7 protein-coding genes are annotated in these 20,260 nt (G+C 70.9%); 2 read left to right on the top strand and 5 right to left on the bottom strand.

The genetic code is table 11. The annotated features are described in order from the left end of the window. Positions 1–17: 17 nt before the first annotated feature. The 4 genes from OG455_RS31975 to OG455_RS31990 form a co-directional block, all read right to left on the bottom strand. Complete coding sequence (locus tag OG455_RS31975) at positions 18–869, bottom strand: phosphatase PAP2 family protein (protein ID WP_266299723.1); 852 nt, start codon at positions 867–869, stop codon at positions 18–20. A gap of 242 nt (positions 870–1,111) precedes the next feature. After that, positions 1,112–2,341 carry an LLM class flavin-dependent oxidoreductase gene (locus tag OG455_RS31980; protein WP_266299725.1) on the bottom strand — a complete coding sequence of 410 codons (1,230 nt, stop codon included), beginning with the start codon at positions 2,339–2,341 and terminating at the stop codon, positions 1,112–1,114. A gap of 98 nt (positions 2,342–2,439) precedes the next feature. Beyond that, positions 2,440–11,649, bottom strand: coding sequence for a non-ribosomal peptide synthetase (locus OG455_RS31985; RefSeq protein ID WP_266299727.1), 9,210 nt, complete (start codon positions 11,647–11,649; stop codon positions 2,440–2,442). Between the two features lie 12 nt (positions 11,650–11,661). Next, a complete protein-coding gene (locus tag OG455_RS31990) occupies positions 11,662–15,822 on the bottom strand; it encodes an SDR family NAD(P)-dependent oxidoreductase (RefSeq protein ID WP_266299729.1) in 4,161 nt (1,386 codons plus the stop codon). 608 nt (positions 15,823–16,430) lie between these two features. Here OG455_RS31990 and OG455_RS31995 point away from each other — a divergent pair. Further along, positions 16,431–17,855 (top strand): DHA2 family efflux MFS transporter permease subunit, encoded by a 1,425-nt coding sequence (locus OG455_RS31995; protein WP_266299731.1) that lies wholly within the window; start codon positions 16,431–16,433, stop codon positions 17,853–17,855. A gap of 286 nt (positions 17,856–18,141) precedes the next feature. Further along, positions 18,142–19,182: a ketoacyl-ACP synthase III family protein gene (locus OG455_RS32000; RefSeq protein WP_266299733.1), complete on the top strand. Its 1,041-nt coding sequence runs from the start codon at positions 18,142–18,144 to the stop codon at positions 19,180–19,182. 139 nt (positions 19,183–19,321) lie between these two features. Here the strand turns inward: OG455_RS32000 and OG455_RS32005 are convergent, their stop codons facing one another. After that, on the bottom strand, positions 19,322–20,080 hold the full coding sequence (locus OG455_RS32005) for a 3-hydroxyacyl-CoA dehydrogenase (protein WP_266299735.1): 759 nt from the start codon (positions 20,078–20,080) through the stop codon (positions 19,322–19,324). Between the last annotated feature and the right edge of the window lie 180 nt (positions 20,081–20,260).

Genomic DNA, 20,260 nt, shown 5'->3' on the forward strand with positions numbered 1-20,260 from the left:
CCTCGCGGCCCCGGCGTTCACGCTCGGCGGGCCGCCCGCTTCGCGCCGATCCACGCGCCCAGTCGCGTCGCCGGCCCGGTGCCCCGCAGGCCGAGCACGGTCGCCGCGACCCCGGCCACGCAGTCCAGCAGGTAGTGGTTGGCCGTGCCCATCACCACGACGGCGATGGCCGCCGGGTAGAGCAGGCCGAGCAGCCGCAGCACCCGGCTGCGGCTGTGACGGAAGAGCAGCAGCCCGCACCACAGGGCCCAGCCGACGTGCAGACTCGGCATCGCCGCGTAGTCGTTGGTCACCGCGGCGAGCCCCTTCGGCACGCCGCCCCCGCCGCTCCACCACCCGATCGAGGCGTGCTGCGCCAGTATGTCCATGAACCCCGAGGAGCTGTCGAGCAGCCGCGGCGGCGCGGTCGGGAACGCCACGAACCCCACCAGTCCCAGGGCCGTCGTCAGCAGCAGCCAGGTGCGGGCGCGGGCGTAGTGCTCGCGGCGGTAGCGCCACACCCAGAACAGCACCACCGCCGTGACCGCGTAGTGCAGTGTGGCGTAGACGAAGTCGGCGGGTATGCCCAGCCAGGCGTGCTCGGCGAAGGCGTGGTTGAGCCAGTGCTCCGGACTCAGGCCCAGCGCGCGCTCGATGGAGAGCAGGTCCCGCCCGTGCTGCTGCGCCTGCGGCCGGTTGCCGCTGACGAGCAGCCGGCTCCCGTCGTAGCCCGCGTACACCAGCAGCAGCACCTCCCACTGCCCGCGGCGCCACCACCGCCGCCGCTCCGGCGCGGCCTCGGGCAGCCGATCGACCGACGGGGACGCGCCCTCGCTCCGGGCCGTGTCAGCCGTGCGGGCGGGGTAGGCGTAGTCGTTCTTCAGGGTCACCCCCTCCTCACGCACGGGTGCTCCGAGGTCGGCCGCGGCTTCCCGTGCCGATGAATCGTCAAGAGCCCGCGTATGCCGAACCGGATCTCCATGTGCCCCCCGTACTACTGGTCGCCGCCCACTTGTTCGTGTGTCACACACGTGAGTGGGATCTTAACTCTTGGCGCCAGGGGCACGTGGTGCGGCCGTCCCGCTGGCCGGTCGGGGGCACCGCGGTGCGGTGTCCCCGACCAACCGCAGGGTCACAGACGCTCGATCGCGCCCGGCGGCTGGATCGTCGGCGGAACGCGGTAGTCCGGGTCCACCTTCTGCGGGGGCTGGCGGCGTGCCAGCGCCGCCTCGATGGCCGGGGCCAGCCGCGCCGTCTTCTCCGCCTCGGCCTTCTCGTGGCGTTCGGCGAACTCCGGCATGACCTCCCTGGCGAAGAGTTCCAACGATTCGCAGATGTGCTCATGCTTGATGCGCCCGGACTGGGCGATCAGCAGGATCTGGTCGACGCCGGCCGCCTCGTACTCCCGCAGCTGCTGCCGGATCTGCTCAGGGGTCCCGACCGCGGCGTGCGCCCCGTCCAGCTGCTGCGGGAACGTTCCTACGGAGTCCCTGGCGAGGTCGAGGCCCAGTTGATCCGCCAGCACCGTCTGCCCGGGCGCCGGCGACCCCACGCCCCAGTAGTAGGAGAGCGACCGCGCGAAGAACTGGTGATCGGCGAGACTGCGCTCACGCGCCACGGACTCGTCCTCGTGGCACATCAGGTACGCCGTCATGGCGACCTGGGGATTGACGGAGAAGCCTACCGGCACGCACTCCTCGGAAGTGATTGTCGCGTAGTAGTCCCCCACCCACTTCTTGGCCTCGTCCGGCTGGACGAACGAGAGGGTCAGCGCGCCCAGGCCGTTGCGGGCGGCGTACACCAGGCCCTCCTGCCGGCTGCAGGCCGTCCACATCGGCGGGTGCGGCTTCTGCAGCGGCTTGGGTATGACGTTGCGCGGCGGCATCTTGACGTACTTGCCGTCAACGCCGGCGAACGGCTCCTCGACGAACATGCGGCTCGCGGCGTTGACGGCCTCCAGCCACTGGTCACGCTTGGTCTCGCGCTCCACGCCGAAGGCGGAGAGCTCCATCAGGGTGCTCGACTCTCCGGTGCCGAACTCGATACGGCCGTTGGAGAGCAGGTCGAGCATGCCGATCCGCTCGACCACTCGCGCCGTCGGGTTGATCCCCGGGGGCAGCACGGCGATCCCGTGCCCGAGCCGGATCCGCTCGGTGCGCTGACTCGCCGCGCCGAGCAGGACCTCAGGAGCGGAGCAGTGGCTGTACTCCTCGAGGAAGTGGTGCTCCACCGCCCAGGCGTAGTCGAAACCGAGACGGTCCGCCAGCTCAATCTGCTCCAGCGCCTCCTGAACCAGCTTCAGCTCGGAGTCCGGCTGCCAGGGGCGCGGCAGCTGCAGTTCGTAGAACAGTCCGAATCGCAAGTGGATTCCTTTCATCGGTTCATCGGTTCATCGGTTGTACGGGCGCCCGCACCCGCACCGGCGACCTGCTGCGGGCGCCGGGTGCGGCAGCAGGTGGTTCAGACCTCTTCGGGCAGGCCGGCCCTGGCCCGCAGCGCGTCCAGGTCCGCCTCCGGGGCTGCCGCGATCTCCCGCAGCAGGCGTTCGTAGTACAGCGCCATGCGCTCAGCCGTCCCCCGCGCGAACAGGTCGGTGCTGTACGCCAGGGAGCAGCGCACGCCGGACTCGGTCTCAGTGGCCGTCAGGGTGAGGTCGAACATCGCCGGACCGGGGTCCGAGCGCAGCTGGGTCACCTGGAGTTCCGCCGGTCCGTCGGCACCGCCCGGCGCGGACGCCGGCCTCGGAAGCAGGTTGAACATCACCTGCGACAGCGGGGGACAGGCCGGGTCGGGCTCCGGCACCAGGGCGCGGACCAGGTCGGCGCGCGGCAGGTCCTTGTGCTGCTGCCCCTCGATCATGACCTGCTTGGCCTGTGCCAGCACGGCGGTGAACGCCCGGTCCCGTGTCACGTCCAGCCGCATCACGAGCTCGCTGACGAACATCCCGACGACGTGCTCCAGTTCCGGGCCGGGGCGGTTGGCGACCGGCGTGCCGATCGCCAGCTCGCGGTCCCGGGTGTATCCGCCCAGCAGGACGGCGTACGCCGACAGCAGGGCCGTGTACAGCGTGACGCCCTCCTCCTGGCTCAGCGCTCGGATCCGGGTGAGCAGGTCGAGGGGGATCTCGAACTCCACCGAGGCGCCCTGATACGACCTCACCGGGCCACGCGGGTAGTCGGTGCGCAGCGACGAGCAGGCGGGCAGCCCGGCCAGCTGCCGGCGCCAGTACTCCTCCTGCCGGCCGAGTTCCGCGGCATCCACCGTGCGGCTCTGCCAGCGTGCGAAGTCGGCGTAGGTCAGCTGCAGAGGCGTCAGTCGGGGCTCCTCCCCCTTGCTGAACGCGCGGCACATCTCGAACAGGTCCGCCAGCAGGAGGTTCACCGACCATCCGTCGAAGACGCCCCACGGCCTGGTGAAGGCGACGACGTGCTCGCTCTCGGACAGCACCAGCAGGTGCGCGCGGAGCATGGCCCGGTCGTCCGGCGCGAACGGACGCACCCGCTCGGCCCGGAGCCACTCGATGGCCGCGTCCTGGTCGTCGACGTTCATGACGTTGACGGTGAAGCCGGCGCCGTCGGTCACCCGCTGGGTGACCTCCTCGTCGCGGACGTACCCGGTGCGCAGGACGGGGTGGCGTTCGACCAGGGCCCGGACGGCGCGCGTGTAGGCGTCACGGTCCAACCGGCCGGTGATCCGCAGGGTCAGCTGGGCGTTGCGGTACGAGGCGCCCAGGTGTTCCGGCCAGTCCAGGAACCACAACTCCCGCTGCTGGAGCGAGAGCGGGGCCTGGGCACCCGCCTGTTCGGTGGCAGCCGGCAGCAACGGCTCGACTGCCGGGGTGGTCGCCGACTGCTCCAGCGCCGAGGCCATCTCCTCGATGGTGGTGCTGGTGAGGACCGCCTGGAGGGAGATGTCCGTACCGGTCTCCTGCCGGATCCGCATGGCGAGCCGGACCGCGAGCAGGGAGTCCCCGCCGAGAGCGAAGAAGTTGTCCCTGATGCCGATCCTGCCGGTCCCCAGCGTGCTCTCCAGCACGCGGCAGAGCGTCCGCTGGGCATCGGTGTGCGGCGCGACGTAGGCCTCCTTGGCCACGTCGTTCTCGTCCGGGGCGGGCAGTGCCCGCTTGTCGATCTTTCCGTTGGGTGTCAGGGGGAGCTCTTCGAGGAGCACGAAGGCACTGGGGACCAGGTACTCCGGCAGGCGGGTGGACAGGTGCTCCCTGAGCAGCCTGGCCACGGCGGGGACCAGGTCGGCGAGCCGCGGCACGTTCGCCAGGTGCGGTGCGCGGTAGGGGGCCCGGGCCTGTACCGGGGGCAGCTCGCCCCGGCCGAACACCAGGTCCAGGCCGTCGAGGCGGCTCTGCGACCAGGTGGCCGACACCCGGTAGCCGAGCTCCTCGGCACGCCGCAGCAGGGCTTCGAGCTCCCTGGCCTCCGCGGCGGCCGCGGCGGACAGCCGTGCCTCACCGGGCAGTGGCGCCACCTCATGACCGGGTGACCAGAGGGTCACCCCCTCGGCGACCCGCACGTCCTCCCTGATCCGGGAGTTGGTCAGGCCGGTGACACCGAACCGGTTGGGGAGATCGCCGTCCAGCAGGTCGCGCAGCGCTCCCGGGTCGGCGGCTTCCAGCCATGCGAGCGGCGCCACGGACGTGACGGCCGACTTGGTCAGCACCACGTCGTAGCGGTAGGCGAGCATCTCGTTGTCGCCCACCCCGCGCTTGACCATGAGGTCGACGGCTCCCAGCTCGGGGAACCGCTCGCCCAACCGGGCGAAGTAGCTGGGGCTGAGGAGCAACTCGCTCTCGTGCCGCCGGCGGCGTCGCAGCCGCGCGGCCAGCGCTCCGGCCGTGGTGCCCGACCTCGCCCTGCTCCGCTCCACCGCGCCCAGGTGGGCCGAGAGGAGGTCCAGGTTGCGGACGTCACCGATCAGGATGCGGCCGCCCTCCGCGAGGAGGGGCAGCAACCGGGCGATGGCCTCCTCCAGATAGAGCCGGTTCGGGAAGTACTGGACCACCGAGTTGACCACGATGGTGTCGAACGTGCCCTCGGGCAGTGCCGCCGCCGACAGGGCGTCTCCCTGGGCCAGCGTGACGTGCGACCAGCCGCGGCGCTCCGCGCCCCTGCGGACGTCGTCGAGCGCGGAGGCGGACAGATCCAGGGCGTGCACCGATTCGCAGGCCCCGGCGTAGCGCAGGAGCAGCAGCCCGGTGCCGCAGCCGACCTCGAGCAGCCGCTTGGGCCGCAGTTCCTCGATGAGCCGGACCGTGCCGTCGATCCACTCGCGCATGTCGGACACGGGGATGGGCTCGCCGGTGTAGCTGTTCTCCCAGCCGGCCAGGTTGAGGTCGTCGGAGGTGTCCGCGTCCTGGGACCCGGCGTACTCGTCCTCGAAGACCCGCTGCCACTGCTCGACGAGGGTGGCGTTCTGCTCCTGGGCGACCTCGTCGAGCCACTCGGGGCTCGGGCACACGTACCCGACCAGGGTGCGGCCGTCGCCGGACTCCTGCGGGAGGACGACGCTCTGCGCCACCGTCCCGTGCTGGGCGAGGGCGGCCTCGATCTCGCCGAGTTCGATGCGGAAGCCGCGGATCTTGACCTGGTCGTCGTTGCGGCCCAGGTATTCCATCGAGCCGTCCGGCAGTTGGCGGGCCAGGTCGCCGGTCCGGTACATGCGGTCGCCGGGTCGCCCGCTGAACGGGTCGGGCAGGAAGCGCTCCCGGGTCAGCTCGGGGCGGTTCAGGTAGCCGCGGGCCACACCCGCCCCGCCCACGTACAACTCGCCGACGGCGCCGACGGGGACCGGTTCGCCGTGCCCGTCCAGGACGTACGTCCGCAGGTCGGGGATCCGCTGCCCGATCGGGCTCGCCGAACCGTCGGCGTCGGCCGCGTTGAGCGGACGGTACGTCACGTGCACGGTGGTCTCGGTGATTCCGTACATGTTGACCAGGCGGGTGCCGCGGTTGACCGGGCGCCGCATCCACGGCTCCAGCGCCGCCACGTCCAGCGCCTCACCACCGAACACCACCGTCCGCAGCCGGTGCGGCGCGCCCTGGTCGCCCTGGGCGGTGATCAACTGCCCGAAGGCGCTGGGGGTCTGGTTCAGCACCGTCACCCCGTTGGCGCAGAGCAGTTCGTAGAACTCTCGCGGGTTGCGGGTGACGGCCTGCGGCACGACCACCAGGCGCCCGCCGTACAGCAGCGCGCCCCACATCTCCCAGACCGAGAAGTCGAAGGCGAAGGAGTGGAACAGCGTCCAGACATCCTCGCCACCGAAGCCGAACCACTCCTCGGTGGCGGTGAACAGCCGTGTCACGTTGCGGTGTTCCACCAGCACGCCCTTGGGCGCGCCGGTCGACCCCGACGTGTAGATCACGTACGCGAGGTCCGCCGGTGCGACCGCGGTACCGGCCAGGTCACCGTCCGGCTCGTCCGCCCAGCGATCGGCGTCGACCCGGATGTCCACCACCGGAACCCCGGAGGTGTCCAGGCCCTCGGGCAGCGGCCCGTCCGTCAACAGGGCCCGAGGCCGGCTGTCCCCGAGGATGTAGCGCAGCCGCTCCACCGGGACCGTCGGGTCGACCGGCACGTAGGCGCCGCCCGCCTTCAGGACCGCCAGCACACACACCATCAGCTGCTCGCTGCGGGGCAGGGCCAGCGCCACCAGCACGTCGCGGCCGACGCCGAGCCCGCGCAGGTGCCGGGCCAGCCGGTTCGCCCGCGCGTTCAGCTCGCGGTAGGTGAGCGTGCGGCCCTCGTACTCCAGCGCCACCGCGTCGGGGGTCTTCCTGGCCACGTCCTGGAACCACTCGTGCAGGCACCGGGCCGGGGCGGCCAGGGCCGCCGGCGGCTGGTTCCACTCGGTCAGTACCCGTCGGCGCTCGGCCGGGGACAGCACCTCGATGGCGAGCGCGGGAGTGCTCGCACCGTCGTCGGCGGCGAGGGCGGCGACGATCCCGGACAGCGCCGTCTCGACGTAGTCCACCAGGGTCTCGCAGGCCACCGAGTCGTCGACCCGGACGTGGTACGCGAACTCAGCTCCGAAGTCGTCCAGCGACACCACCAGGGGGTAGTTGATCGCGTCCGCCTCCCCCTGCCAGTGAATGCCCTGGTCCTCGAGGGGGGAGGTCTCGGCGCCCGGCACCCCGTCGAAGTGCCGGACGTTGACCACCGCGCTGAAGATCTGCGTATCGACGTCCAGGCCGCTGCAGCGCTGTGCCAGGCTCAACGGGCTCTGCTCACGGGCGATCAGCTCCTGGAGGCCGGCGTCGACCTCGCTGATCAGCTCACGGACGGTACGCCCGGCCAGCCGCACCCGCAGCGGAAGGGTGTTGATGAAGTTGCCCAGCATCCGCTCCACTCCGGGCACCCCCTGCAGGCGTCCGGACAGCACGGTGCCGAGCACGACATCGTCGCGTCCACTCGCTGCGGCCACGACACAGGCCCAGGCGACGTGGAAGAGGCAGGCCGGGCTGGTCCGCAGCCGCATCGCCTGGGCCCGCAGGTCACGGGTGAGCTCCACCGGCATGGCTCGGCGCAGCTGCGGATACTGGTGCCCGTCCCCGCGCACGTTCGTCAGCCCGAACGGCGTGGTCGGCTCGGTGACATCGCCGAGGGCGGCCCGGAAGTAGGCCTCCCCGTCGGCCGACGCCGTCTGGTGCAGGGTGTGGGCGACGAAGTCGCGGTAGGGCGGGGCGGGCGCCAGCTCCTCGCTGCGGCCGGCCATGTGGACCGCCATCTCCTTGAGGAACAGCCACAGGGTGGTGGCGTCCTCGACGAGGTGGTGGGCGCTCAGCAGCAGGTACCGGCGATCGGAGCCCGGGTCCTCGGCGACGAGCAGCCGCAGCATGGGGGCCTGGTCGACCCGCATCCGCGCGGGCTGGTCCAGCAGGGTGTTCACCTGCTGCTCGATGTCGGCGTGCGGATCCAGCGTGGTCCGATCCACCGTCAGCCGGGCGCTGCGGTACACGACCTGCGCGGGCTCGGGCAGCCCGGTGGTGATCACCGCTGTGCGCATCACGTCATGGCGCGCGATCAGCGCCTGCAACGCCTCGGTGAACCGGACGCACACCTGCTCGTTCTCGGCGACCAGAAGCAGGGAGACCAGGTACGGGTCGTTGTCCGGGTCGAGCAGGTGGTGGAAGAGGATTCCCTCCTGCGCGGAGGCCAGGGGGTAGATGTCCTGGATGTTGGGCGCGCCGCCGGGGACGGTGGCCGTGATCGCGTCGATCTGCGCCTGGTCGAGGTCGATGAGCGGAAGCAGCTGCGGGGTGATGCGCTCGCAGCCGTCGGGGATCAGGCTGGGCGGCGGTTGGTACGCCGGGCCCGCCGTGCCGGCGTCGATCTCCGTCGCCAGCCGGGCGAGCGTCGGGCTGCTGAACACGCTGCGGACCGGGACGTCGAAGCCGAGTTCCTTGAGCCTGGCCACCAGGACCGTGATCAGCAGCGAATGGCCGCCGAGCTGGAAGAAGTTGTCGTGCGCGCTGACCCGGTCCGGATCGAAGCCCAGCAGGTCCGCCCAGACCGCCGCCAGCGCACGCTCGGTGGCGGTGCTCGGCGCGATGTACTCCCGCTGGGTGTACGCGTCGATGCCGGGGGCCGGCAGGGCCCTGCGGTCGAGCTTGCCGTTGTTGGTGAGGGGCAGGCTCTCCAGCATGACGAAGGCGCTGGGGACCATGTACTCCGGAAGCGCGCGTTCCGCGAGCCGGCGCAACTCTGTGCGCTGCTCCTGCTCCGCCTGCTCAACCTGCCCAGCCTGCCCGTCCGCCAGGACCACGTAGGCGACCAGCTGCTTGTTGCCCGGCTGGTCCTCGCGAGCCGCGACCACGCACGAGAGCACGGCGGGGTGCCGGCCGACGACGGCCTCGATCTCGCCGAGTTCGATGCGGAAGCCGCGGATCTTGACCTGGTCGTCGTTGCGGCCCAGGTATTCCATCGAGCCGTCCGGCAGTTGGCGGGCCAGGTCGCCGGTCCGGTACATGCGGTCGCCGGGTCGCCCGCTGAACGGGTCGGGCAGGAAGCGCTCCCGGGTCAGCTCGGGGCGGTTCAGGTAGCCGCGTCCCACGCCGGCGCCGCCAAGGTAGATCTCACCGACGGCGCCGACGGGGACCGGTTCGCCGTGCCCGTCCAGGACGTACGTCCGCAGGTCGGGGATCCGCTGCCCGATCGGGCTCGCCGAGCTGTCGGTGTCGTCCTCCGTCACCACCCGGTGTGTCGCGTGCACAGTGGTCTCGGTGGTCCCGTACATGTTGACCAGGCGGGTGCCGCGGTTGACCGGGCGCCGCATCCACGGCTCCAGCGCCGCCACGTCCAGCGCCTCACCGGCGAACACCACCGCCCGGATCCGGTGCGGCGCGCCCTGGTCGCCCTGGGCGGTGATCAACTGCCCGAAGGCGCTGGGGGTCTGGTTCAGCACCGTCACCCCGTTGGCGCAGAGCAGTTCGTAGAACTCTCGCGGGTTGCGGGTGACGGCCTGCGGTACGACCACCAGGCGCCCGCCGTGCAGCAGCGCGCCCCACATCTCCCAGACCGAGACGTCGAAGGCGAAGGAGTGGAACAGCGGCCAGACGTCCTCACGACCGAAATCGAACCACTGCCGTGTCGCCGTCAGCAGACGCGTCACGTTCCGGTGCTCGATCATCACGCCCTTCGGCTTGCCGGTCGACCCCGACGTGTAGATCACATACGCCAGATCGGCCGGCGACGACCCCACCTCACCGGCCACCAGGTCGTCGGCCGACGCGTCGGCCCACTGCCCGGCGTCCACCCGCACATCGATGACCGGTCCCGCGGACCACGCCACACCCTCGGGCACCGCGCCGTCCACCAGGAGCACCCGCGGCGCGGCGTCCTCCAGCACGTACTCCAGCCGCTCCGCCGGAACAGCCGGGTCCAAGGGGAGGTACGCACCCCCCGCCTTCAGCACCGCCAGCACGCTCACCAGGATCTGCTCACTGCGTGGCAGGCACAGCGCCACCAGGACACCCGGGGCCACGCCCAACCGCCGCAGATGACGTGCCAGCCGATTGGCCCGCGCGTTCAGCTCGGCATAGGTCAGGGACTCGTCCCCGTACGCCACCGCCACCGCGTCGGGTGCCCCCGACACCACTTCCTCGAACCACTGGTGCAGACACCGCTGGGCCGACTCCACGTCTGCCGGGAGCTCGTTCCACTCCAGCAGCGCCCGCCGGCGCTCGGCCGCGTCGAGCATCCGCAGGCGGGAGATCCGCCCCGCGGGCTCGTCCGCGACGACATCGAGCATCGTGGTGTAGTGGTGGACCAGACGCTGGATCGTCTCCCGATCGAACAGGTCCGTGTTGTACTCGACGGTTCCGACCAGCCCGTCCGGGGTCTCCTGGAGCTCGAAGGCGAGATCGAACTTGGCGACCGGGATGTCGATGTCGAGGAGACGGAGCTCCAGCCCGCCCACCCTGGTCACCGGCTCGGCCCACGCCTCCTGCAGCACGAACATCGTCTGGAAGGCGGGGGAGTGCTGGCTGAGGTCACGCTCCAGCTGCAGCGCCTCCACCACGGCTTCGAAGGGGATGTCCTGGTGGTCGTACGCCTCCAGAGTGGTCCTGCGCACCTGGGTGAGCAGCTCGGAGAAGGTCGGATCGTCCGTCAGGTCGGCACGGATCACCAGGGTGTTGGCGAAGTAGCCGACGAGCCCCTCCAGCTCGGGCCGGATGCGGTTCGCGACCACCGTGCCGACGGCGATGTCCGTCTGCTGCGTGTAGCGGTGCAGCACGACGTTGTAGGCCGCCAGCAGGGTCATGTACAGCGTGGCCCCGTGCTGCGTCGCGACGGCATGCAGCTTGTCCACGAGCGCGGGCGGGCAGCGGAACACCTCGCGTGCCCCGTTGTAGGTCTTGACCGGCGGGCGGGGCCGGTCGGTCGGCAGCGACAGCCGCGGGTTGACGCCGGCGAGCCGTGTCGTCCAGTAGTCCAGCCGGCGCGCGTACTCCTCGCCGGCGAACCAGTCCCGCTGCCAGTGGGCGAAGTCGGCGTACTGGATGGGCAGCGGCTTCAAGGGGTTGGGCTGTCCCGCGCGGAAGGCCTCGTACAGCAGCGCGAGGTCGCGGTTGATGACGCGGTACGACCAGCCGTCGCACACGGTGTGGTGCATCGTGATCAGCAGGACGTGCTCCTGCTCGGACAGCCGGAGCAGCCGCACCCGGACGAGCGGATCGCGGTCCAGGTCGAACGGCGTGGTCGCCTCGCGCTCCATGAGCAGCGGTAACCGGGCCGGGTCCGCGAGCTCCTCGGTGCGCAGCGAGAACTCGCTGCCGTCTCCCACGTGCTGGTACGGCACACCGTCCTTGACCACGAACCGGGTGCGGGTGGCCTCGTGCCGCTGTACCACGGCGTCCAGCGCCCGCACGAGCGCGGGCCGGTCGAGCGGCCCCAGCAGCCGCGTCGCGCCCGGGAGGTTGTAGGCCGCCGCCGCGCTCGACCCGTCCAGCTGCGCGAGGAACCACAGGCGCTGCTGGGTGGACGACAACGGGGCCAGGTCATCGGCCGACCGGGGTACTCGCGGGATGACGTCCAGCAGCGAGAGGTCGACGCCCTGCTTTTCGAGCAGCGCCCGCACCGCGCGCTGCTGCTTGGGCGAGAGGGTCCTGAACCGCTGGACCAACTCCAGCCCGCCGTGCTCCTGATTGGTGGCGGTCATCGTCGTTCCTCCTCAGTTCCCGCTGCTCAGGAGCGAGTCCAGCTCTTCGGCGCTCAGGTTCTCGACCATGGCGATGTGGTCGACGATCGACTGCTCCGCCTTGAGCATTCCGCCTGCCGCAGCCGGGATGTACGTCTCCAGGGTGGTGGCCAGGTCTGCCAGCCGCGACGCGGCGAAGACCATGTGACCGGGCAACTCCGTTCCGGTCCGTGCCTTCACCAGGTTCATCAGCCGGGTGGCCAGGAGCGAGTTGCCGCCGAGAGTGAGGAAGTCGCTTGTCACGTCGAGGTGTTCGGCGTCGATCTGCAGCAGATCCGACCAGGCGCCGACCAGGAATTGCTCGGTGTCGGTGAGCGTGCGGGCCGGCGGCTGCCCGGTGCGGTCCGCGCTGGTCTCGTGGCCCCGGCCGGCCTCGGGCTCCTCGGCCCGGTCGGGAACGGCGGCGACCGTGGAGTCTGCGGTGACCGTGGAGTTCGTGGAGTTCGTGGAGTCGGGGACCGCCTCGGCCGTCGCGGGGGTGCGGGGTCCGGGCTTCCGGCCGATCCAGTGCCGCTCCGGTTCGAACGCGGTCGGCGGAAGCGGTACCAGCCGGCGGCGTTCGCGGTGCAGTCCCTGCCAGGGGATGTCGATTCCGTGAACCCACAGTTCGGCGAGGTGCTCCTGGTTCCGCTCCGCGACGAGACCGGTGAGGAAGACCTCACCCGAGGGGCCCGAGAGGACGCTTCCCAGCGGTCCCGCGTCCTGCTCGGCATTGCCGAGGTGGACCTGCGCGGTCGGGAGCGCGCCCTCGGCGTCCGCAGCCGCGTCCCCGGAGCCGTCGGCGAGGTACCGGGCCAGGGACTGCCGGAGCTCTGCCACGGAGCCCGCCACCACGGCGAGCCGCTCGAGGTGTGCCTCGCGGCCCAGCTGCGAGGTGTACGCGACGTCGGCCAGGTCCACCTCGGTGTCGCGTTCCAGGAAGGTGTGCAGTTGTCGTGCCGCTGTCCTCAGCCGCTGCGGCGTCCTGGCGGACAGCACCACCAGCTGGGGCCCGAGGTCGTGGGGGTCCGCAGCGGGGGTCCCGACCGCGGGCGGTGCCTCGACGACCAGGCTGACCAGGCTGCCGCCCGCGGCCACCGAGTTGATCAGTGCGCGGTGCGGAGCAGGGTCGCCGTGCCGGGCTGCCGTGGCGCGTGGTTGCCAGGCCGTCGGCTCCTCGCACAGGCTCAGCGCGGTGCCCGCGAAGTCCAGGTTGGGGTTGGGGACTCCCACCGCCACCAGGGGCACGATCTCCTGGTGGCGCAGTTGCAGGATGACCTTGCTCAGCTGGGCGATGCCGGAGGCCGCCTCGGGGTGGCCGAGGTTGGACTTCACGGTGCCCAGCGCGACCGGCTCGGTCACTCCGCTGAACACCTCGCGCAGGGCGCGCAGTTCGACCTCGTCGGAGAGCGGGCTGCCGTTGGCCGCCGCCTCGACGTACCCGATGGTGTCGGCGCCGACCTCGGCCCGCTCCAACGCCCTCCGCATCACGGTGACCTGGGCGCGGTGGCTCGGCTTCATGAAGCCGTTGGAGCGGCCGCTGTGCAGGGAGGCCGTGCCCTTGATGACGGCGTGCACGGTGTCGCCGTCCCGCAGCGCGGCGGACAGCGGCTTGAGCAGCACGGCGCCGACGGCCTCGGCGGGCAGATAGCCGTCCCCGTCGCGGAAGCTGCGGCTGCCGGGATGGCTGCCGATCAGTTGCATCTCGGTCAGCGCCGTGTACTTGTCGGGATGGACGGAGAGGTTGATGCCTCCGGCGACGGCCAGTTCGGTCTCGCCGCGCTGCAGATCGGCGCAGGCCAGGTGGATGGCCATGGTCGACGAGGTGCACATGCTGTCCACGGCGAGGCTCGGGCCCTCGAAGCCGAAGTACTGCGACACCCGGTTGGGGATCATGCTGTAGGAGGTCGCCGCGGTGACCGCCGCCAGCACGGGATCCGACTCGTCCGCCCGGTACAGCTGGTACGCCGCCCCGACGTAGACCCCGACACGCCGCCGGTAGCGCCGCTCGACGGTCTCCTGGGTCACGCCGTTCTGCTCCAGCAACTGCCACACGGTCTCCAGGAACAACCGCTGCTGCGGGTCGATCGCGGCCGCCTCGCGCGGCGAGATCCCGAAGAACAACGAGTCGAAGCGGTCGATCCCGTCGATGAACCCGCCCCATGCGCCGGTCGAGTCGCCCCAACGGTCCGCCGGCGGTTCGGTGACGCAGTCCTTGCCCGCACGCAGATTGGCCCACAGCGCATCGAGGTCCTCGGCCTGCGGGAACCGCCCGGTGATGCCGATGACCGCGATGTCCTCGTCACGGCCAGGCCGGTGCTCGACGGCCCCGACGCGCTCCGTCGCCGTCGCGGGGGCCGTCGCCGGCGGTGCTGCCGGCGGTGCGGTCGGTGGTGTGGTCGGTGGTGTGGTCGGTGGTGCGGCCGGGCGGGGTGCGGCCGGCTCGCCAAGCAGCGCGCGCAGCGCCTGCGGGTGGTCGGTGGCGAAGTAGCGGGCCAGTTCGCGGAGGGTCTCGACCTCGAACAGGAGGGTTCGGGGCAGCGGTCCGAAGGTCTTCTCCAGCTGTCCGATCACGCTCACCGCGATGACCGAGTCCATCCCGTACCGCTCCAACGGGGCGTCCGGGGAGAGCCGTTCGGGGGCGAGTTTGAGCACCGAGGCCAGCAGCCGCCGCAGGTGTTCGACCGCGGTGCTCTCCAGCGCGTGGGCGGTGTCGTTGTCCGGCATGTGACTCCGTTCGGTGGGCGGTTGCTGGGAGTTGTCGGTCACCGCGAGGGCGGCGAAGGTGGCGAGGGCGGCGGGTGTGCCCGCGAGGACGGTCAGCCTGCCGTTGGTGAGGGTGCTGTCCTCGGGGGTCATGGCGTAGCGCAGTGCGGTGAGGGCGCGGGTGGTGTCCAGGGGGATGAGGCCCAGGGTGCGCAGGTTCTCCCTGACGGCGGCGCCGCCTATGCCGCCTTCCTCCCAGAACGGCCAGTTGATGGAGACCGTGTCGCCGGTGCGCAGGCCGGCGTGGACGAGCCGGTTGCGGTAGGCCGCGTAGGTGTCCATGAACGCGTTGGCGGCGGCGTAGTCGCCCTGGCCGGCGTTGCCGAACGCGCCGGTGATGGAGGAGAAGCAGACGAACGCCTCCAGCGGCAGCCCGCTGCTCAGTTCGTCCAGGTTGACCAGGCCGCGGACCTTCGGCGCCAGCACCCGCGCCAGCTCCTGGGGGCTCTTGCGGATCAGGAAGTTGTCGGCCACGACGCCCGCGCTGTGCACGATGCCGGTCAACGGCCCGTAGTTGTCGGCGATATGGGCCAGCACGCGCTCCACCGCGTCCCGGTCGGCCACGTCCGCCCTTTTGTAGTCGACGGCCAGCCCGGTGGCGCGCAGCTCGTTCAGCGAGCGCCGCTTCTCCTCGTCCAGCGGTGACCTGCCGGTGAGGACCACGGTGGCGTGGCTCACCGAAGCGGCGATCTCCGCCGCCACGATCCGGCCAAGGCCCCCGGCACCGCCGGTGACGAGGTAGACACCGCCCTCGCGCCAGGGTGCGGCGGCGGTCCCGGGCGAGCGCAGCTCCGCGGGCCGGGCCACCAGGCGCAGGCCGTCGCGGTAGCGCACCTCCGGCTCGGTCTCGTGCGCCGATTCGTACACGAGCCGGGCGGCCACGGCCTCAGCTGACGGCCCGTCAAGACACTCCAGGTACTGGGCGTTCAGCAGCGGGTTCTCCTGATGAGCAGTCTTCAGCAGACCCGCCACCCCGCCGAAGCAGGCCAGCCGCTCCCGTTCCGCGCCCGCGCCGGCGGACCCGACCAGTACCACCTGCACCAGCGCCGGGCGCCGCACGCCGCCTTGCAGGATCTTTTGGAGCAGGGTGAACACCCACTCCACGAACTCGGCGTACTGGCCGTCCAGTGGGCCGTCGGCCACCTCAACGAACCGGCACACCGCACCGGCGGGCATAGCGGCCTGAAGCGCCTCGCGCTCCGCCTGTCCCGCCTGGCCCAGCACCACTACCACATGTTCGGCGAACGACCGTGCGGAGTTCGCCTGCTCGCCCTCCCGCGCGACCCAGCCGGGCCGCAGCAGCAGCATCTCACCCGATTCGGGGACGACTCCCTCCGGGCGACCGGTGGTGGGCCGGATCGACGTCTCCGCCGTGCTGTCTAAGTCCACGTCGTACCAGTGCCTTTCACGCACGAAGGAGAATTCGGACAGGCTGAGCGGCAGCCGGAACCTGCTCGCCGCGAGCGGCAGCGACGGGCGCGAGGAGGGCGAGACCGCATGGCCGGGCGCCCCGACACGGCCTGGATGGGGCAGGACCGCGCGGAGACGGATTATCAGCCGAAATAGTGGAGGCCCGGTGAACGTCGGTAACGTACAAGCCTGACCGGAGTGAGTGCGCGGTGCCGTCAGAAGTGGCGCCCCGCTCCGCGGATAGCGGCAGGGCTGCCCGAGGCACTGTTTGAATGCCTCTCGACCGGCGCGGTGGCCACGGCACCCGCAATCGCAGGAGTCGGCCGTGACTCGGTCAGAACGCCTACACGTCGAACATGCTTGACTCACCCCCGTTTGTCTACAGAACCCTACCCAGACGCCAGGGGCGAGATCAATGGGCGCCGGGAGGCACTTCCGGTCGACTGGATCTTCCCAGAGGGTAGTTGGGCGTTGTCCGTGATCGTCGAACGTGGATACCGTGAAGCATCCGTCCCTATAGTCTGGAGCGCTGTCATGCCCGATTCGGCGCTCTCAGTAGTATGCAAATGAACGGAGATCTGTTCCGCATGCCCTTCTCTCCCGCCCTGCGCAGGGTGCTCGTCGTGACGACGCTCGGGTCGTTCCTGGCGTTCCTCGACTCCAGCATCGTCAACGTGGCCCTGCGCTCGCTCTCCGACCGCTTCGACGCTCCGCTGTCGACCATTCAATGGCTCGTCACCGCCTACCTGTTGGCACTGGCCGCCGTGCTGCCGGTGTCAGGCTGGGCCGCCGCCCGCTTCGGGGCCAAGCGCGTGTACGCGGTGGCCATCGCCACCTTCACCTTAGGCTCGCTGGCCTGTGGTCTGGCCGACTCGGTCGGCGAGTTGATCGCCTTCCGCGCCGTCCAGGGCGCCGCGGCGGCGGTGGCCGCACCCGTGGCGCAGATGATCGCGGTGCGTGCCGCCGGCCCCGAGCGCCTGGCGAAGGTCATGAGCGTGACCGGCGTCCCCACGATCCTCGCTCCCATCCTCGGCCCGGCCGTCGGCGGGCTGCTGCTCGACCACGCCGGCTGGCGGTGGATCTTCCTGATCAACGTGCCGATCGGCGCGCTCATCGTCGTCCTCGCACTGCGGCTGCTGCCGCGCGACGAGGCCGCCGGAGCCGGCCGCCTCGACCTGCTGGGCTTCGCGCTGCTCGCGCTCGGCTGCGTCGGACTCACCTACGGACTCACCGAGTTCGGCACGCACGGTGACTTCTTCTCCTGGAACGTGTTCCCGTGGGCCGTGGGCGGTGTGCTGCTGCTGGGGGTCTTCGTGGTGCACGCTCTGCGCGCCGCCGCTCCGCTGACCGATCTGCGCCTGTACCGCAACACCCGCTACACGGCGGCCTCCGTCGCCAACTTCTTCCTGGGCGCCGTCCTGTTCGGCTCGGTCATCCTGATGCCGCTGTACTTCCAGATCGTGCGGCACCAGGATCCGGTCGCCACCGGCCTGCTGCTCATCCCGCAGAGCATCGGCGTCGCGATCGCCGTCGGTACCGGATCGCGGTTCATCCAGTCCCTGGGCATCGGGCGGGCCGCGCTGCTCGGTGGCCTGGTGAGCGTGGTGGCCACGCTCCCGTTCGTCCTGGTCGGCGCGCACACCTCCTACTGGCTGCTCGGCGCCGTCATGGTGGTCCGCGGCTTCGGCATCGGCGCCACCATGGTGCCCGTGATGACCGCGGCCTTCCGCGTCATCCCGCCCACAGCCATCGCCGATGCCACGATCCAGACCAACGTGCTGCAGCGGATCGGCGGCTCGCTCAGCACCGCGATCCTCGCCGCCGTGCTGCAGAGCCGGCTCGACAGCGCGACGACCCCCGCGCAGCAGGCGGCGGGATTCGGCACGGCGTTCTGGTGGGTGCTGGCCATCGGGCTGTGCGCGACGGCTCCCGCGCTCCTGCTCGCCAAGGCCGAACGCGCCGAGCAGCGGGTGCAGCAGACTCGCGAGCCCGCGCCGTCCGTACGGCAGTAGCGCTTCGTGTCGGGGGCGGCACCCTGGTCTGATGCTCTTTCAGCTGTGGTTGCTGCGTGTTAAGTTACGAATGTGATCACGGGGGTCGCGCGCACAAGCCTGTCACGCATGCCCTCTGACTGAGTATCAGCTGCGTCTCGCCATGAGACTTCGGACAGCTTCCACAGGGGGCGACAGGGCGTTGCCGTGCTGACGGCGGGCTGGACGCCGCCGTCTTCGGCGTGACCGGGAGCGTTCCATCACCCAACCCGCATACTTCGGCCGAGCCGACTAGGGAGACGTGAACATGCTCTGGAACAACATCTACATAGACGCGGTGGCGACCAGACTCGGGCGACTGGAGGACGTGCGGCAGGCGGCCGAGGAGGGGCGCTACGACCCCGCGGAGTGCGAGGCGGACGACCTCGTGAGCGTCAGCGTCGTGGACGACGCCAGCCACGCCGACATGGCCGTGGACGCAGCCCGGCTGGCGGTAGGCCGGAGCCGAGCCGCTCACGAGGACTACACCCTCGTCGCGCACGTCACCAGCGGTGGCTTCCAGGGGCTTGACCACTGGGCACCCGCCTCGTACATCCAGGCCCGCACCATCGGTGGTCAGGCCTCGGCGATCCAGCTCCAGCAGGCGTCCAACGGTGGCCTCGGCGCGCTCGACCTGGTCGCGGCGCACCTGGCCGCCCGCCCCGCGCCCGCCGCCGCCCTCATCACCACCAGTGACAAGTACCAGCTGCCGATGTTCGACCGGTACCGCTCGGACAAGGGGGCGCCGCGCGGCGACGGAGCGACCGCGGTGGTCCTGACCCGCGGCGCGGGCGTCGCCCGCCTGCTGTCCACCGCGGTGATCTCCGACACCGCCTTCGAGGGGATGTACCGAGGAACGGGGGAGTGGGAGAGCGTCGCCGGCGAGCAGGGCTGGCCGATCAACATGCGGCAGCGCCTCAAGGAGTTCCTGGTCTCAGGTGCCGCGCAGGTGACGGACATCGCCACGGCCCTGGCCGCCGGGCAGCAGTCCTCGATGCTGGCGGCGATGGGCGAAGCGGGTGTCGACATCAAGGAGGTCGCCCGTTTCATCTACCCGCACTCCGGGGCGACGCAGGTCGACTGGGACGCTGTCAAGGAGATCGCGGGCGTCGACGTCACCCAGACCAACTGGGAACTCGGCCGCCGCCTCGGGCACCTGGGCGCAGGTGACCAGTTCGCCGGGCTCGCCGACCTGCTGGAGAACAAGGCGGTCAGGCCAGGGGACAAGGTGGTGCTGTCCGCCCTGGGCCACGGGTTCAACTTCGGCGCCGCCGTCCTGGAGATCGTGTCCGAGCCGCAGTGGTCCTAGGCCGTGTCTGACAGTTCCCGCCGGGCCCGCGACGCCGGGCATCCCGGCTGGACGCACCGCCGAGCCACCCAAGTACGACCCAGTACGGAGCCGGCGGCCCGCTCGCCGAGGAGCGGGCCGCAGGCTCAGTCGGCTTCGGTCACCTCGGCGCCATCCGGATGGCGCCGTCCAGCCGGATCGTCTCGCCGTTGAGCATCGGGTTCTGCACGACGTGCGAGACGAGTGAGGCGAACTCCGAAGGGTCACCGAGTCGGGCCGGATGCGGCACCTGCCGGCCCAGTGCCTCGACGGCGGACTCGGGGAGGGCGTCGAACAGCGGGGTGCGGAACAGGCCGGGCGCGATCGTGACCACCCGGATCCGCGACTGGGCCAGGTCCCGGGCGATCGGCAAGGTCATGCCCACGATGCCGCCCTTCGACGCCGCGTACGCGGCCTGGCCGATCTGGCCGTCGAACGCGGCCACCGAGGCCGTGTTGACGATGACCCCGCGCTCCGCCTCGTCGTCCTCGGTCTGGCACATCCGTGCCGCGGCGAGCCGGATGACGTTGAAGCTGCCGATCAGGTTGACCTGGACGACTCTGCTGAAGGCGGCCAGCGGGAACGGGCCGTTCTGGCCCACCGTCTTCATGGCGTTGCCGATCCCGGCGCAGTTCACCGCGATGCGCAACGTGCCGAGGGACGAGGCCAGTTCGATCGCGGCGCTGACGTCATCCTGGCTGGTCACGTCGCCGGCGGAGAAGAGGACGCGCTCACCCAGCTCGTCCGCGACCTCCTTTCCTCGCGAGGAACGACCGAGGATGACCACGAACGCGCCCTGGTCGCGCAGTTCGCGGACGGCTGCCAGGCCCAGGCCGGACGCTCCGCCGGTGACCAGCGCGACGCTTCCTTCGATCTGCACGCGTATCTCCTGTTCTGTGTGATGCCGAAGCGGTTGTGACGAGATGGCGGTTCAGCACGGACCGATGGCCACTGTGCTTGGAGAGGATCGGTCGGGCGATGCCGCAACCGTTCGCCGCAGGACCGGCGGTGACTGATCATCAGGGATCAGCCGCGCGGTGGGTGCAACGCCACCTTAGCC

It is taken from the genome of Kitasatospora sp. NBC_01287 (assembly GCF_026340565.1).
Taxonomy (GTDB): Bacteria; Actinomycetota; Actinomycetes; order Streptomycetales; family Streptomycetaceae; genus Kitasatospora.

Coding starts and splice junctions, on each gene's coding strand:
- OG455_RS32000 (WP_266299733.1), top strand. CDS start 18,142: ATGCTCTGGAACAACATCTACATAGACGCGGTGGCGACCAGACTCGGG.
- OG455_RS31985 (WP_266299727.1), bottom strand. CDS start 11,649: ATGACCGCCACCAATCAGGAGCACGGCGGGCTGGAGTTGGTCCAGCGG.
- OG455_RS31995 (WP_266299731.1), top strand. CDS start 16,431: ATGCCCTTCTCTCCCGCCCTGCGCAGGGTGCTCGTCGTGACGACGCTC.